The 17,063-nt window shown below is 61.0% G+C and carries 9 protein-coding genes; 8 read left to right on the top strand and 1 reads right to left on the bottom strand.

The window, feature by feature from the left end; genetic code table 11:
• Positions 1-51: 51 nt before the first annotated feature.
• Positions 52-4,911, bottom strand: coding sequence for an NAD-glutamate dehydrogenase (locus BLU75_RS08895; RefSeq protein WP_090221417.1), 4,860 nt, complete (start codon positions 4,909-4,911; stop codon positions 52-54).
• Positions 4,912-5,374: 463 nt separating this feature from the next.
• On the opposite strand from BLU75_RS08895, the gene BLU75_RS08890 reads away from it, so the two are divergent.
• The 8 genes from BLU75_RS08890 (at position 5,375) to BLU75_RS08855 (ending at position 17,017) form a co-directional block, all read left to right on the top strand.
• Positions 5,375-5,725, top strand: a complete 351-nt coding sequence (locus BLU75_RS08890; protein ID WP_084380172.1) for a hypothetical protein — start codon at positions 5,375-5,377, stop codon at positions 5,723-5,725.
• 237 nt (positions 5,726-5,962) lie between these two features.
• Positions 5,963-6,922, top strand: coding sequence for an AAA family ATPase (locus tag BLU75_RS08885; protein ID WP_057959832.1), 960 nt, complete (start codon positions 5,963-5,965; stop codon positions 6,920-6,922).
• A 5-nt stretch (positions 6,923-6,927) separates the two neighbouring features.
• Positions 6,928-7,863: a DUF58 domain-containing protein gene (locus BLU75_RS08880; RefSeq protein ID WP_084380174.1), complete on the top strand. Its 936-nt coding sequence runs from the start codon at positions 6,928-6,930 to the stop codon at positions 7,861-7,863.
• On the top strand, positions 7,860-8,354 hold the full coding sequence (locus BLU75_RS08875) for a DUF4381 domain-containing protein (protein ID WP_084380176.1): 495 nt from the start codon (positions 7,860-7,862) through the stop codon (positions 8,352-8,354). The genes BLU75_RS08880 and BLU75_RS08875 overlap by 4 nt, the downstream gene beginning before the upstream one ends.
• The gene (locus tag BLU75_RS08870) at positions 8,347-9,435 is read left to right on the top strand and encodes a vWA domain-containing protein (RefSeq protein WP_084380177.1); all 1,089 of its coding nucleotides are present in this window, start codon (positions 8,347-8,349) and stop codon (positions 9,433-9,435) included. Before BLU75_RS08875 ends, BLU75_RS08870 begins: the two co-directional genes overlap by 8 nt.
• Entirely contained in the window at positions 9,432-11,162 is a 1,731-nt protein-coding gene (locus tag BLU75_RS08865; protein WP_084380179.1) for a tetratricopeptide repeat protein, read from the top strand. The genes BLU75_RS08870 and BLU75_RS08865 overlap by 4 nt, the downstream gene beginning before the upstream one ends.
• Positions 11,159-12,802 carry a BatD family protein gene (locus BLU75_RS08860; protein WP_084380181.1) on the top strand — a complete coding sequence of 548 codons (1,644 nt, stop codon included), beginning with the start codon at positions 11,159-11,161 and terminating at the stop codon, positions 12,800-12,802. Before BLU75_RS08865 ends, BLU75_RS08860 begins: the two co-directional genes overlap by 4 nt.
• A 477-nt stretch (positions 12,803-13,279) precedes the next feature.
• A complete protein-coding gene (locus BLU75_RS08855) occupies positions 13,280-17,017 on the top strand; it encodes a hypothetical protein (protein ID WP_090221416.1) in 3,738 nt (1,245 codons plus the stop codon).
• Positions 17,018-17,063: the final 46 nt, after the last annotated feature.

Here is a 17,063-nt window from a genome sequence, read left to right as displayed (position 1 = left end):
GCCCCGCATCTCGCGATACGGGGCTTTTGTCTTAACGTTCGATCAGGCCTGTTACAGCACCGATTGACCGCTCAATGCCAGGTCCAGCAGTTCACGGTTGGCCACCGCGTACATGGCGTAGTCCGTGCCCACCGCAGCACGAATTTCCACCATCATGGCGCGCCAGCGCTCGACCATGCTCATGTTCTGCTCCAGCCACAGAGCCACGCGAGCTTCCATGTTGTCGGGGCCGTCGGCCATTTGCAGAACCTTGATGGTGATCGCCCGTTGCTGCCAGTCCACATCGTCGCGGAAGGCTTCCCGGGCCTGGGCCTGCCAGTTGTTGCCCACCGGCAGATCGCTGATCTGCTGCAGGTACCATGGCAAGTCCAGGGCGCTGCCCACCGCGAAGTAGGCCTTGGCCACGTCGGCAGCGCTCTGGCCGGTAACGTCGGCGGCTTCGATGATCGGCAACAGTGTGTACAGGTGCGTAGTGCCGGCAACCATGCGCGCCAGCAGTTCCGGTACACCCGCCTCGGTGTAGGCCTGATAACGGTTCTGCCAGCCTTCGCGGGTCGGACCTTCCAGCAGTTCGTCGAGCTTGAGGCCCAACGCCGCCAAATGCGGACCGAAGTGCGCAACATCACGCCCTGCATCCTGCTCGTTGCGACGGCTACGCAAGAACCAGCGCGTGGCACGGCGCCCCAGGCGCATCAGCTCATCCATCAACGCCAGCTGCACATCAGCCGAGACCTGGTGGTCCAGGGCTTCGATCTGACGGAACCAATGCGGGAGGTGGAAGATGTCACGCACGATCACATAAGCACCCGCCACGTTCGCCGGGCTCATGCCGGTGGACTCCTTGAGTCGCTGAACGAAGGTGATGCCCATGTGGTTGACCAGGTCGTTGGCGATCTGGGTGCTGACGATCTCGCGCTTGAGGCGGTGACGGCGCATGGCGTCGGAGAACTTGGTCACCAGGCTCGGCGGGAACGCGGTCTCCATGTCACGGGTCAGGTAGTCATCATCCGGCACCTGGGAATTGAGCAACGCTTCCTTGAGATCGATCTTGCTGTAGGAAATCAATACCGACAGCTCTGGACGAGTCAGGCCCTTGCCCGCGGCGATGCGCTCACCGAGCTGGTCTTCCGACGGCAGGAACTCGATGGCGCGGTCCAGCTTGCCACGGCTTTCCAGGTCGCTCATCAGGCGTTTGTATTCGGCGATGCGCTCATAGGCACGACGTGCCGCCAACGACAACGCCTGGGTCTGCTTGTAGTTGTTGCCCAACACCAGGTTGCCGACTTCGTCGGTCATGCTCGCCAGCAACTGGTTGCGTTGCTTGTCGGTCATGTCACCGGCCTGCACCACTTCGTTGAGCAGGATCTTGATGTTCACTTCGTGGTCAGAGCAGTCCACGCCACCGGCATTGTCAATAAAGTCAGTGTTGGAACCGCCGCCATTGAGGCCGAACTCCACACGACCCAGTTGGGTCATGCCGAGGTTGCCGCCCTCGCCCACCACCTTGCAGCGCAACTCGTTACCGTTGACGCGCAGTGCGTCGTTGGCCTTGTCGCCTACATCGGCGTGGCTTTCGGTGCTGGCCTTGACGTACGTACCGATGCCGCCGTTCCACAACAGGTCCACCGGCGCCTTGAGCAAGGCATTCAGCAGTTCGGTCGGGGTCAGCTTGTCGACCTGGATGTCGAAGCGTTCTTTCATTTGTGGCGAGATAGCGATGCTCTTCGCGCTACGCGAGAAGATACCGCCGCCTTCAGACATGATGCTGCTGTCGTAATCGGTCCAGGCCGAACGTGGCAGGTCGAACAAGCGCTGACGCTCGACGAAGCTGGTGGCCGGGTTCGGGTTCGGATCGATGAAGATGTGCAGGTGGTTGAAGGCCGCGACCAGCTGCAGCTTGTCGGACATCAACAAGCCGTTGCCGAATACGTCGCCCGCCATGTCGCCCACGCCGACCACGGTAATGCTGTCTTCCTGGACGTTGATGCCGCGCTCACGGAAGTGACGCTGCACACCCACCCACGCGCCTCTGGCGGTAATGCCCATCTTCTTATGGTCGTAACCTGCAGAACCACCGGAAGCGAACGCGTCGCCCAGCCAGAAACCGTAGTCGATGGCGATGCCGTTGGCGATGTCGGAGAAGGTCGCGGTGCCCTTGTCTGCCGCAACCACCAGGTACGGATCATCCTCGTCATGGCGCACGACGTTGGTGGGCGGCACCAGCGCGCCGTCCTTCAGATTGTCGGTGATGTCCAACAGACCGGAGATGAAGATGCGGTAGCAGGCAATGCCCTCGGCCGCGATCTCGTCCCGGCTGCCGCCCAATGGCAGGCGACGCGGCAAGAAACCGCCCTTGGCGCCCACCGGCACAATCACCGAGTTCTTCACTTGCTGGGCCTTGACCAGGCCCAGGACCTCGGTACGGAAGTCTTCTTCACGGTCGGACCAGCGCAGGCCACCACGAGCGACGGTACCGAAGCGCAGGTGCACGCCTTCGACCCGTGGCGAATAGACGAAGATCTCGAACTTCGGCACCGGCTTGGGCAGTTCGGGAATCGCGTGCGGGTTGAACTTGAAGCTGAAGTACGACTTGTTCTGACCGTTGGCATCCGTCTGGTAGAAGTTGGTGCGCAAGGTCGCTTTGATCAGGTCCAGATAGCGACGCAGGATGCGGTCTTCGTTGAGCACCTGGACATCGTCCAGCGCGGTCAGGATGGCCTGTTCCAGGCGCAGTTGTTTGTCTTCCAGATCGTCACTGGTGAGTTTGCGCGCCAGATAGAAGCGGGTCTTGAACAACCGGGTCAACTCGCGGGCGATGTCGGTGTGGTTGTTCAGGGTGCCGGCGATGTAACCCAGGTCAAAGCCCAGGCGGATCTGCTTGAGGTAGCGGGCATAGGCACGCAACAGCGCCACGTCGCGCCATGGCAGGCCAGCAGTCAGCACCAGCCGGTTGAACGCATCGTTCTCGGCATCGCCATTGACGATATGCACAAACGCGTCCTGCAGCGTGTCGTTGAGCTGCTGGATATCGAGGTTCAGGCCTTCGGCGGCGGTAAACGCAAAGTCATGGATCCAGAACTCGCGGCCATTGGCGTGGCGCAGACGGTACGGGAATTCCCCCAGTACGCGCAAACCGAGGTTTTCCAGAATCGGCAAGACGTCGGACAGCGCCAGCGGCGTGTCAGCGTGATACAGCTTGCAGTGCAATTCTTGCTGGCCGGTCACATGCCCCAGCGGCTGATAGAAGCTCATCACCAGCGGCTTGGCTTCGGTCAGGTTCAACAGGTGCTGCATATCGACCACGGCCGAGTGCGCCGCGAAGCGCTCGCGGTAACCGGCGGGGAAACCTTTCGGGAAGTCCGCCAGCACGTTGGTGCCATGGGCTTCGCCAAAACTCTCGACAACCAGGCTGGCGTAGTCGTCCTGCCAGCTGCGGCAGGCTTGCACCACTTCTTTTTCCAGCAACAGCGGATCGATATCCAGGCGGTTCTTCGGATCCACCCGCAGAATCAGTTGCACACGCGCCAGCACCGATTCGGAGAAGAAGGTCCAGAACTCGCAGTCCGATGCTTTCAGGCGATCCATCAGCACTTGTTGGATCTTCTGGCGCACTTCGGTGGAGTAGATATCACGCGGCACGTAGGCCAGGCAGTAGCAGAAGCGACCGTACGGGTCTTTGCGCAGGAACACGCGGATCTTGTTGCGTTCCTGGATCTGCACGATCGACATCACGGTGCTGAACAACTCGTCCACCGGCGTCTGGAACAGGTCGTCACGGGGCAGCACTTCGACGACTTGAGCCAGCTCTTTGCCCAGGTGCGCTTTGGCCTGGAAGCCCGAACGGCGCTCGATTTCCGCGACCTTGCGACGGATATACGGGGTGACTCGCACGCTTTCGCCATACACCGAAGAGGTGTAGAGGCCCATGAAGCGGCATTCCTTGATGACCTTGCCGTCGGCGTCGATCTGGCGGATCGACACATAGTCCGGGTAAGCCGGACGGTGCACGCGGCTTGGGTGCGCCGCCTTGGCGAACGACAGCACGGTCGGTTCTTGCAGGTAATTGACGGCGTAGTCTTCGATGCGCAGGTCATCGGCGGTGAGGCCGGCGCGCAACAGTTTGGTCAGACCGAGGAAGGAGCTGGTGTCATATTCGATATGACCACCACCCTGCTCGTCACGTACCACAAATTCTTCATAGCCAAGGAAGGTGAAGTGGTTGCCCACCAGCCATTCCAGGAAACTCTTGATCTCGGCTTTTTCGTCGCCTTCGATGGCGAACTGGCTGTTGTCGATCCCCACCAGCAGGTCCTGGACCTTGGCTTTCATCGGCTCGAAATCAGCCACGGCGACGCGCACTTCACCCAGTACCTGCTCGAGCTCCTTGCTCAGGACATTCAGCTCGGCGGTGTTGGCGCAGCGATCGATCTCCAGGTACATCAGCGATTCTTGTTCAATACCCTCGCCAACGGTGCCCTTGGGCAGGACTTCCAGCAACTCGCCCTTCTTGCCACGGCGTACGCTGAGTACGGTGGTTTGCAAAGTATGGATGCTGTAGCCGCGGCGATTCAGCTCGGTACGCACCGAGTCCACCAGGAAAGGTAGGTCGTGGTGCAGCACTTCGACCGCGGTGTGGGTCGACTGCCAGCCGTGACGTTCGTAATCAGGGTTGTAGACCCGCACTTGCGACTGGGTGTGATCAAAGCGCTCAAGCAGGCGCCAGGCAGACAGGGTGCAACCAGCCAGGTCGGACATTCGACGCTGGGTCAGTTCATCCAGGGAAATAATGCCGAAGAATTGCTCGGCGAACAGCGCCACTTGTGGCAGTGCCTGTTCACTGATGTGCTGCGCCAGTGCCGCTTGCAGTTGGTGCTGGAAGTCGGCCTTGCTGGCTGCGGTGAAGAACGCCATCTGTGGTACTCCGCTTGGGCTTGTTATTGATGGAAGCGTCGCGTGTTATCCCCTTGCGGGGAGACCGTCATCTCTGTTCGGGTTCTACCATAACGAATTCAGAGTGACAGGTGGGTGAAGCTGGACAAGACTATCAGGTCACATTCAACTTCCACTGGATGCGCGCCTGCGGACGACGCAACGACGGGCAGGTCAGAGTCTCGCTAGCGACACATCCGTTGCGCAGCTTAGCGAGTGTGGGAAGTGGGCTGCTTGCGATGCTGCGACATATTCGGTCATCGGCACGCTACCTTCGGGTTGCAACTTGTGCAACCCCCTTCAACCCAACTAAAAAACCGCTTCTTTTGCACCAGCAAGCCCCTAAAATGACTGACGCGAGGCCTCTGGTCATGCCAGAACGCTGCACAAAATGTGTTGCAATGGCACAATTGCCCGGCAGCACCTCCCCCAGACAGGATTCCCCATGCAATTGACCACCGCCCACCTGATCGTTAACCCGTGCGATGACGAAGAAGACAACATGGCCATGCTCTGCTGCCACGGCGAAAACGGCGAGATGTTCATGCTGACGCGTTATCCGGATGAGGATGAGGTGGAACTGACGTGGGACTACGAGCCCTCCACGCTTGATGGGTTGAAGGTCACGCTGAGTGCATCGACGCTGCTGATCGAACTGGCGGCGGGCGATGCCGATGCGCTGGGTGGCAAGGATCATCTGCAGATCAGTCACGCGACCGCCGAGTCGGACTTGGCCGAGGTGGAACAAACCCTGCAGAACATTCTCACGGGCACCGGCAGCTATATCCGCGCCTGAAACGCGGCAATTCCCCGTAGGAGCGAGCTTACTCGCGAAGGCCGGCAACGATGACGCGGGAAATCTGCCCCCCCCGAAGCGTTCGCCGGTTTTTCGCGAGCACGCTCGCTCCTGCAAGGTTTTCAAAAAATACCCCGCACGCCGTTAGTCGCCGGGCCCCTCGATGGATTAAAGTAAGCTCCCCAGGCCTTGGCGTTTTCACAATTCCCAGGCTCATCTTTCCAGGAACCGTCATCGATGGAACATCGTGAAGCGCTGCTTGCGCTGCGAACCTTTCTTTCAACGCAGATCCTCGGTCAGGAAAAACTCATCGAGCGCTTGCTCATTGCCCTGCTCGCCGACGGCCATATGCTGGTTGAAGGCGCTCCCGGCCTGGCCAAGACCAAAGCCATCAAGGAGCTGGCCGAAGGCATCGAAGCCCAGTTCCATCGCATCCAGTTCACCCCCGACCTGCTGCCCGCCGACATCACCGGCACCGAGATCTATCGCCCGGAAACTGGCAGCTTCGTGTTTCAACAAGGTCCGATCTTTCACAACCTGGTCCTCGCCGACGAAATCAACCGTGCGCCGGCCAAGGTGCAGTCGGCCTTGCTTGAAGCCATGGCCGAGCGCCAGGTCAGCGTCGGGCGCAGTACTTACGAGCTGTCGCCGTTGTTTCTGGTGATGGCCACACAAAACCCGATCGAGCAGGAAGGCACCTATCCGCTGCCCGAGGCCCAGCTCGACCGGTTCCTGATGCACGTCAAGATCGGTTTCCCCGACGCCGCGGTCGAACGCCGGATCCTGCAGCAGGCGCGTGGCGAAGCCCTCAACGGTGAAACCAAGCCCGAGCGCCGGGTCAGCCAGCAGGCGATCTTTGCCGCGCGCAAAGAAATCCTCGGTTTGTACATGGCCGACGCCGTGGAGGAATACCTAGTGCAGTTGGTGATGGCCACCCGGACCCCGGCCAAATTCGATGCGGAAATGGCCGAGTGGATCGCCTATGGCGCCAGCCCTCGGGGCTCGATCGCGCTCGATCGCTGTGCCCGCGCCCACGCCTGGCTGGCCGGTCGCGACTTTGTCAGCCCGGAAGATATCCAGGCGGTGCTGTTCGATGTGCTGCGCCATCGCATCATTTTGTCGTTCGAGGCCGAAGCCGCCGGCATTGACCAGGACCGAGTGGTGCAACGCATTCTCGACGTCGTAGCCGTCGCTTGAACCCCATGAACGCTGACGAATCCGGTATCCGCGTGACCCTGGGCGAATTGATCGAGATGCGTCATCGCGTACGGGAAGTGCAGCTTTTTTCCACGCCAAGCCAGCGCAGCCCGTTGATCGGCCTGCATCACTCGAAATTGCGCGGACGCGGGGTCGACTTCGATCAGGTTCGGGTTTATCAGGCCGGCGACGATGTACGCACCATTGACTGGCGCGTGACCGCCCGCACCCAGGAACCCCATACCAAGTTGTTTCATGAGGAGCGCGAACGGCCAATTTTCATCATGGTGGAGCAAAGCCGCCGGCTGTTCTTCGGCTCCGGACAGATGTTCAAGTCGGTACTCGCGGCGCAGGCGGCAAGCCTGATCGGCTGGGCGGCGCTGGGGCATAACGACCGGGTCGGCGGGCTGGTATTCGGCGACAACGAGCACTACGAAATCAAGCCCCGGCGCAGCAAGCAGAGCTTGCTGCAGTTGCTCAACCGCCTGGTGCGGGTCAACCAGGGCCTCACCACCGAAGGCCAGCCGGAAGCCGATGCCCTCGGCATGGCCCTGCGCCGCGGTCGCGAAGTGCTGCGTCCCGGCAGCCTGGTGATCGTGATCTGCGACGAACGCGCCCTTACCGAAGGTGCCGAACAACAACTGAGCCTGCTGTCACGCCATTGCGACCTGCTACTGTTGCCGGTTTCCGACCCGCTGGATCATGCCTTGCCCGCCGCCGGCCTGTTGCGTTTTGCCGAGCGCGGCGCGCAGTTGGAACTGGACACCTTGAACTTCGATCTGCGCCAGGCCTACAAGGCTCAGTCCGAAGCCCGCATCACCCGCTGGGAACTGCTCGCGCAAAAACTACGGGTGCTGTTGATGCCGTTGAGTACCCAGAGCGAAATGGTCGAGCAACTGCGCGAATACCTCAACCCGCAACGCCCGGTTAAAAAACCATGAGCAGCCTGGATCAACTGCAACCGCTGATCGCCCCGCCGGCCATCGGTTTCTGGCCACCCGCACCGGGCTGGTGGCTGTTGCTGCTGATGATTCCGCTGGTTTTCTGGGGCGTCTGGTCGCTGCGCCGCTTCCTGCCCGCCAAACGCCCGTTGACGCGTGACGAGCAGCCGTTGGACCCGTTACGTATCGCCGCCCTCGCGGAACTGGCGCGGATGCCCAAGCCTTACGATGGCGCCCCCGCCGGCGCCTGGCTGCAACAGTTGAACGGCCTGCTCAAGCGCCTGTGCCGCAATGACTATCCTTACAGCCAGAGCCACACCCTCAATGGCCGTAAATGGCTGGCCTTTCTCGACAACCGCTGCCCGGCCGCGGGCCTGACCCGCTGGATGGTGCTGGTGGAAGGCGCCTACAAACCCGAATGCAAACTCGATGACAAGGCCATCGCCGGCCTGACTCAAGCCGTCGACACCTGGATTCGCAAACATGTTTGAGTTCGCCTGGCCGTGGGTCTTTGTCTTGTTGCCGTTGCCATGGTTGATGCGGGTTGTCCTGCCGACCGCCGACAGCGGTGAACCCGCGCTGAAAGTCAGCTTCCTCGGCGACCTGGAAACCCTGGCGCGTCGTCGGGCACGGGTCAGCCTGCCCGGCTGGCGCCAACAGGCGCCATTCGTGGTCCTGTGGCTGCTGCTGTTGAGCGCCGCCGCCCGTCCTGAGTGGCTCGGCGAACCGTTGCCGATTGCCGCCAGCGGGCGTGACCTGCTGGTGGCGGTCGATGTGTCCGGGTCCATGGATTTCCCCGACATGCAATGGCAGGACGAAGACGTCAGCCGCCTGAGCCTGGTCAAACACCTGCTCGGCGACTTTCTTGAAGGCCGCGAAGGTGACCGCGTGGGCCTGATCCTGTTTGGCAGCCAGGCCTATCTCCAGGCACCGCTGACGTTTGACCGACGCACCGTGCGCACCTGGCTGGATGAGGCACGCATTGGTATCGCCGGGAAAAACACGGCCATCGGCGATGCCATCGGCCTGGCCCTGAAACGCCTGCGCCAACGGCCGGCACAAAGCCGGGTGCTGATCCTGGTGACCGACGGCGCCAACAACGGTGGCGAAATCGACCCGCTGACCGCCGCCCGCCTGTCCGCCGAAGAAGGTGTGAAGATCTACCCCATTGGCATTGGCGCCACCCCTGAACAGACCGGCACCTCGGGCATGCTCGGCTTGAACCCGAGCCTGGACCTCGATGAACCGGCGCTCAAGGCAATTGCCGAAGCCACCGGCGGGCGCTACTTCCGCGCCCACGACGGCGAAGAACTCGAAGCCATCAAGGAAACCCTCGACCAGCTCGAGCCCGTCACTCAGCAACCGACCCGGGCCCGCGCGGCCCAGGCGCTCTACAGCGGCCCACTGGCGCTGGCGTTGATCCTCAGCATGCTGCTAGTGATTCAGGAGCGCTGGCCGGACAACGCCTTGCAGCGCCTGTTCAACAGGCTCACGACCAAAGCGCAGTTTCTGCAACAACATCCACAATGGCGTCAACGCCTCAACCGCCTGCGTTTGCGGAGGCGTCGATGATCGCGCTATGGCCGCACTGGTTCCGCCCGTGGTGGCTGTTATTGCTGCCGTTGCTCGGTTGGCTACTGTGGCAACTGTGGCATCGACAGAAACGCGCCGGGCGCTGGCAAATGATCCTGCCTCGGGCTTTCCATGCCGCCTTGCTCAGTGGCGGCAATGGCCGTGAAAGTAAATCGCCGTGGTTGATCCTGGGCCTGGCCTGGCTGTTGGCGATATTGGCGCTGCTCGGTCCGAGCTGGCAGCGGGTCGAGCAAATCAGCCAGAAGCCCGCCGACCCGCTGGTGGTACTGCTGGAACTGACCCCCGAAATGCTCGCCACCGACAGCCCGCCCAACCGCCTGGAGCAGGCACGACGCAAGCTGTTCGACCTGCTTCAGGCGCGCAGCGATGCGCAAACCGCGATTGTCGTGTACGCCGGCAGCGCACATGTCCTGGTGCCGTTGTCCGACGACCTGGCCACTAGCCGCAACCTCCTGGAAGCCCTGCGCCCATCCCTCATGCCAGAGACGGGCCACCGCGCCGACCTGGCCGTTGAGAAAGGCCTGGACCTGCTCAAACATGGCGGCCTTGGCCAAGGTCGCTTGCTGCTGATTGGCTCATCGCTGTCCAAGCCGGAGCGCCAGAGCATTCGCCTGCTGCTGCAAGGCCAGGCGCCGAGTCTGTCGATCCTCGGCATCGGCAGCCGGGAAGGCACACCGGTGACTCAGGAAAACGGTGAGTTCCTCAAAGACGCACACGGCGCAATCCTCGTGCCGCGCCTCGACAGCCCTGCCCTCAAGGCCTTTGCCAGCGAGATGGGCGGCCGTTATCGCCAGGCCCGTCTGGATGATAGAGACCTGCGCGGCCTCGGGTTGCTGGACGGCCCGCAAAACCTGCGCAAGGACGGCCAGCTGTTGCAACTGGACACGTGGGCCGATCAAGGTTACTGGCTGCTCCTGCCGCTGTTGCTGCTTGCCGCCTGCGCTGGGCGTCGTGGCTGGTTGTTCTGCCTGCCGCTGCTGTTATTGGGGGCACCGCAACCGAGCTATGCCTTTGACTTTCAGGACTTGTGGCTGCGCCCCGACCAACAGGGCCAATACCTGCTCAAGCACAAGCGCCCCGCGGAGGCCGCCGAGCATTTCGAAAATGTGCAATGGCAAGGCGTGGCACTGTATGAAGCGGGTAACTATGGCGAAGCGGCCAAACGTTTCGCCGAAGGCAGCGACGCGTATTCCCACTACAATCGCGGTAACGCACTGGCCAAGTCCGGAGCGCTGGAGGCCGCGCTAGACGCCTACGAACAGGCACTTGAGGCTCAGCCCGACCTGCAACCGGCCCTGAGAAACAAGGTCCTGGTGGAAAAACTGCTGGAGGAAGAACCCGAGCCGCCGACGCCCGCCGAGAACGAGGGTGACGAATCCACCCAACCCGGCCAAACTGCGCAGCCTGGTGACAGCGGCCAGCCCGCAAGCAGCAGCGAACATTCGCCCCAGGGCGCTGCTCAGGCGGGTACAGACGAAACGCAAACCGGCGCCTCACCGCCCACGGACAGCAACGAGGTCCCCGGCAGCGAACTCGATGATCAACAGACCACCACCCCGCCCTTGCGTCCGGCGGGCGATGTCCTTGACGATGAGCATCGCCAGGCCATGGAGCAATGGCTGCGACAGATCCCGGACAACCCCGGCGAGCTGCTGCGACGCAAATTCTGGTACGAACAGCAACAACATCAGGACAAGATTCGATGAGCCGCTGTACTTCCGCTGTTCTTGTGCTCGCAATGTGGACCTGCCAATCCCAGGCAGCCGACCTCATTGCCAGCGTCGACCGCAGCCAGCTGAATGCCGGAGAAACGCTGGAGCTGACGCTGGAGTCGAATGATGCCACCCAGTTCGGCAAACCTGATCTGGCGCCCCTGGAAGCGCAATTCGAAGTACGTGGAACCCGTCAGATCAATCAGCTCACGACCCTGGACGGTGACAATCACGCCACTACCCGCTGGATCATTACTCTGCTGCCCAAACAAAGCGGCAGCGTGATCATCCCGTCATTGCAATTGGGCACGCTCAAGACCCAGCCGATCAACCTGCAAATCCTCGCGACGCTGAATCAACAGGAGACTGCCAACACGCTGGCGCCGGTCTTCATCGAGAGCAGCCTCGACCAGGACACGGTTTATGTCCAGGCCCAGGCCTTGCTGACGGTGCGCATTTACCATTCATTGGCGATGTACGACGACAGCAGCCTGACGCCGCTGCAACTGTCCGATGCCCGCGTCGAACAACTCGGTGATGCGCGCACCTACGAAAAGGTCATCAACGGCGTACGCCATGGCGTGATCGAGATGCGCTACGGAATCTACCCGCAACACAGCGGCCAATTGTTGATTCCCGCGCAGGTATTCACCGCGACCATGGTCGAACCGCGCACTGCCGAGGACGCCGCGCCCCAGGGCCCGAAACCGGGCAAGCTGCTGCATGTCAGCTCCACCGCAATCGCGCTGACGGTCAAAGCCAAACCCGCGCTCTATCCAGCGGATACCGCCTGGCTACCCGCCAGCAGCTTGAGTCTGAGTGAAAGCTGGAACCCGGAGCCGGATCACGTCCAGGTCGGCGACTCCCTGACCCGCAGCCTGACCCTCAAGGCCGAGGGTCTTGCCGGCGCCCAGTTACCTGCGCTGCCGAGCACTGAAGTCAATGGCCTGCGCCGCTACCCGGACCAGCCAGTCCTGAGTAATCAGAACGGCGAGCGCGGCGTGATCGGCAGCCGCGAAGACCGGGAAGCCTTGGTGCCCAACCGCGCCGGCAGCGTGGAACTGCCGGCGGTGGAAATAGTGTGGTGGAACACCCATGAAGACCACCTGGAACGCACCAGCCTACCGGCCCGCACCCTGCAAGTGGCGAATAACCCGAGCCTGGTGGTGGATACCCCGGCCACGCCAATCATCATTACCGCGCCTGATGATGATCGGCTGTGGGTCTGGCAGCTCAGCAGTCTGCTCCTCGGCCTCACCACGCTGCTGGGTTTTGGCCTGTGGTGGCGTGCGCGCACGCAACCAGCGGTACTGCGTGCCGCGCAGACTGGCCCGAGCCCGCGGTCCTTGCTCGACGATCTGAAGCGCGCCAGCCAGGCCAACGATCCTCAAGCCACCCGCCAGGCACTGGATGCCTGGGCCCGCCAACAACCGGAAACCCTGGCGGACATGGCAGCACGGTTTGTGCCGCTGTCCGACGCCCTGGATGGCTTGAACGGAGCGTTGTACAGCGAAACCGGGCAGTTTTGGCAGGGCGAGGAAATATGGCGGGCGGTTAAGGTGATTCCGATGGCCGAACGCGAACAGGAACCCGGCTCGGATAACGGCGGGTTGCCGCCGCTGTATCCGAAGTAAGCGCGCCGGCAGCCTCCCCTCACCCTAACCCTCTCCCCAAAGGGGCGAGGGGACAGACCGATGTGTGCTGAGAAAATGGGCGACCTGAAAAACTGTTTTGATTATGGATTCAAATCCGATCTTTCAGGTCGATGCAAACCGCCAATATCCCCCGATCAGCCCCCTCTCCCCTCTGGGGAGAGGGTTGGGGTGAGGGGTGTTTCTCAAGCCAAACACACAAAAACCACCCTGCTCGGACCGAACACCCCCTCAATCAGCAGCACGACAGCCCTACATCAAACCACTCGGCGGGCACTCCCACAGCTGATCCTCACTGCCTCGGGCTGGGTGTTCACTCAACTGGCCGGCTTTTGCCGTACCTGGCTATCACGACCATTCGTCGCCACTGTCAATTCTGACAGCTAGGCAAGCCTGCCCAGCAGGTATCTGATTTCCTTGTCCCGCGCCCTCTGGCGCTTCCCGCAAGGAGCTCCCGCCATGTCTGACAAGCCACGCACTCCCTTCCAGTTCCCTGCGCCATTCAAGCAGCCCCTTGCGGTGTACCCGACACAGAGTGTGCGCGTCGAAGACCTCGACGCACCTTATCCGGCCAACCCGGTGATGCCAGTAATCGATGCCGACCTGGGCCTGGGTATCCGCCACATCGAAAACCACCTGTCTGTGACCTTTGACAAATGGTTTGAGCTGAACGTCGGCGATGTCTACGAGTTCTACATGGGTGGCCAGGCCATTCCTCTGGCATGGGGGGAAATCCGTCCGGGCGAAGAAACCCAGGACCGCTATCATTTGGCAATTCCTCAAGAACTGGTGCCGCTGGGATGGGTCCCCGACTGTTTCGGACGGGTGCTGCGCGCCGGCAGCGGCAATGAAAGCACCTCGCCCCCGCAGACCTGGCTGATCAAGAACACCCGCCCTGGCGGTGTCGATCAGGACCCCGGCCTGCCTTATCACTCCGAGCTGCACATTCACCTGCCCGCCGACCTGCAAGTGCCGGGCGCGGTGCTGGACGCCGACCGCGCGGCGCTGGGGGTGGTACTCACCGTTGACCCTTACCCCGAGATGCATATTCGCGACACCCTTGAGGTCTACTGGAACGGCCATCTGGTCAGCCTGTTGCTGGACGCCGATCACCTGTCCGGGGCCAAGCCCATCGAGGTGCGGGTTGAGCCGGAGGTGATCAACCGTCCCAACGGCAGCGGCCTGCTGACCATCCGGTTCCGGGCGCACGATGAGGTGCTGAACTTCTCCGGCCCCGTGCAGCAATGGTCACAAGCGGTGCACCTGGAAAGCGACCTTGATCCTAATCTGCTGGAGCGCCCGTATTTCCTGGTGGACGGTTACGACAATACCCAGATCAATTTCGATACCCACGGCGACGCTCTGTTTGAGGTTGAAGTGACCGCTCCCCGGCAACTTCCCGACGGTACTCCAACCCCGGTGGGAACCCAGGTGGTCATCACGCTGACCGGCATTCGCGCCGATGGCTCGCCGCACGTTGTGCAGCTGGCGCCCTACACCGCGCGTCCAGGCCGTTCCGATACGGCCCTTGTCGACAACGCCGATATCAAGACGCTGATCAACGGTTCCATGCAAATCTCTTATCAACTGCAGTTTCCATTGGGCAGCGTGCTCGGCACTTCCGGACGCCTGACGGTGACCATCTTTGGCACCGTCTCGAACATGCCGGCAGTCGACGTGGTGGAGGACGATGCCGGCCTGATCGACCCTTCGATCGAATACATCACAGTTAACTTCCCCGTGTACGAGCCCTACGACCCGAACTACTCCGTGACCTTGCACATGGAAGCCATACGCCCCGGTGGCGGCATGGAGTTCTATGAACAAACCTTGCTCGCCGGTGATCCACCACCACCGACGCGCTTTCGAATTGTGTTGCGCGATGATTTTTTGCGCTTTGTCGGCCTGGGGGATGTGAAGGTTTTCTATCGGGTCGACGACGGCCAGGTCGGTGGGCCAGGTGCCGGCGTACTGACGGTTCGCAAGTCCGAGGACTTGACCGTGCAATTTGGCGAGCGCGTTGCGGTGATGCCAAAACCGCTACTCGGCGGTGTGGATGAGCACGGCAACCTCGACCCGGACGACGTGATTGGTCAGGCCATCGTCACCCTGCCGTATGTCAACACCGTGGTGGGCGACACCTTCAACTGGAACTGGGTCGGCAGCGGACTGGGCGGCAGCACCGAGGACAGCATCCTTCTCAACAGCGCCACCGCCGGCAAACCATTGTCGTTCCCGGTCGACAAGGCATTTGTCGTGGCCAACCTGAATGGCGAGATCCGCCTGAGCTACAGCCTGATACCGGCCAGCGCTGAACCGACCTTGCGCTCCGAGGTGCTGGTGGTCACCGTCGGCCAAGCCTTGGGCGACCTGATACGCCCCGAGGTGGTTGAAGCTTCCCGCAACCCCGACCAACTGGCCCCGGAAGCCGTTACCCAAGGGGCGACCATTCGGGTCAGCTTCCCGCAGATGTTGCCCACTGACCGCATCCGCGCCCACTGGACCGGGATTCCGGGCATCGGCAGTCACACCGAGACCAAGGACGGCAACAGCCAGCAAAGCGTGGACTTCACGGTGCCCGCGGGTGTGGTCGGGGCGAATATTTCTCCGCTCGGTCAATCGATCGCGGTGCAATACGTCCTGCTGCGCGGCACCCGGCAAATACCCTCACTCGTGCTCGATCTGTTGCTGCTCAACCTCACCACTTTGCCGATCCCGACCATTGAAGGCATTGGTGAAGTTCCGATACTCGACATATCCAAGCTGACCGGCAGCGAGCGCACCATAATCACCCCCTGGCATTTCATCCATCGCGCCCAGCGCATGTGGATGGAGTACCGCGGCGTATACGCCGATGGCAGCAACTACTATGAGGCCACCTACACCAATAACCTGGTCACCGCCGAGGGCGAAGCCAACGGCATTCTGCCGCCAGCGCCAGTGGACGAATTGCGCAAACTCAAGGACGGTTCGTCGCTGAGCATCAAGTTCTGGGTCAGTTTTGACCAGGGCTCCGATAAGGCCAACGCGGTGCTGTTCCGCGAACGTCAATATACCGTACAAGTGCTGGCTGGTAGTTTGCCGCATCCGTTTATCAGCGGTGCTTCCGGCACCGGGCCGAGTGTGGCGGTTGAACCAATGGCGATTGAAGCCAACACCAAGGTGACCGTTAAATACGACGGTATGAGCAATACTGATCGCATTACCCTGACATGGATCTTCCAGGACTGTACTGAATATCCAACCATTCTCGATGGCCAGGACAGCGGGCAGGTAGTGTTTGACCTCACCGCAGAAAAACTTATTCACCGCAGCGTCAACAGTACGGTGATGTTGCGTTATTCGATTGTGCACAATGGTGCCACCGTCCCCTCCGAAGTGCAGACGGTTAAGGTCAACAGCATTCCCGTGGCAAGCCTGCCGCAACCCTTGATCAATGCGGTGGCCGAGGGTGGAAGACTCGACTTGACTACCTTTACCGGCAACGCACTGGCGGCAATCGCCAAATGGCCATTAAGCGCGACCGGGCAGCGGGTCTGGCTGACCTGCAGCAGTAGCGGGGTAGCCGATTTGAAAGTCATCGATGGCGTGCCCATCACAGCCGCGGAGGCTGAAAGTGGCTTGGTGAATAAACCGGTATTGCGAACGTGGCTGGAGGCCCTCCCACAGAATCCCGGCATAAGGGTAGTTCTCAAGGTGGCCTTCACCGGGGCGGATGAGACGCAAGCCGTCGAATTTCCGCAGACGAGCTACACCGTCACGACGGGTTTATTCGAAGATTTCGAAACGTGGCCGATCGAATATATAGGTCCCGGCGAAACTATAACGGGACCGACAATGGATATTTTTGTTTGGACCGAGTTCGGAAGAGGGGGAGCTTCCATTGCAGAGAGGCCTGAGGGCATCGGTTCAAGATCCCTACGCCTTGTTAGTACCCCTGGAACAAACGTTTATGTAGATATAGATTTTAAGTCTGCCTATTCAGAAATTGGTTTTTTTATGAACGCATTTGACTCTGGGGACAGATGGGGATGTGGAATTGATATTTGGGGTGAAAACGGCTACCTCACTCACCAGGCACTACGTAAAGATCAGACTTATGCAACCTTCTCACAAAGACCATATAAAATAGTGCTATTAAGGTTTTTTTTAACAGGCGGAATAGTCATGGACAATTTTACATTCAAGCCACTTTAATAAAGTACTCACCCCAAGGGTTTGTAGGAAGTGTAAAATCATCGAG

Source organism: Pseudomonas mucidolens, assembly GCF_900106045.1.
Lineage (GTDB): Bacteria > Pseudomonadota > Gammaproteobacteria > Pseudomonadales > Pseudomonadaceae > Aquipseudomonas > Aquipseudomonas mucidolens.
The sequence above is the reverse complement of the archived record's forward strand: the minus strand, read 5'-3'. Positions and strand labels throughout refer to the sequence as shown.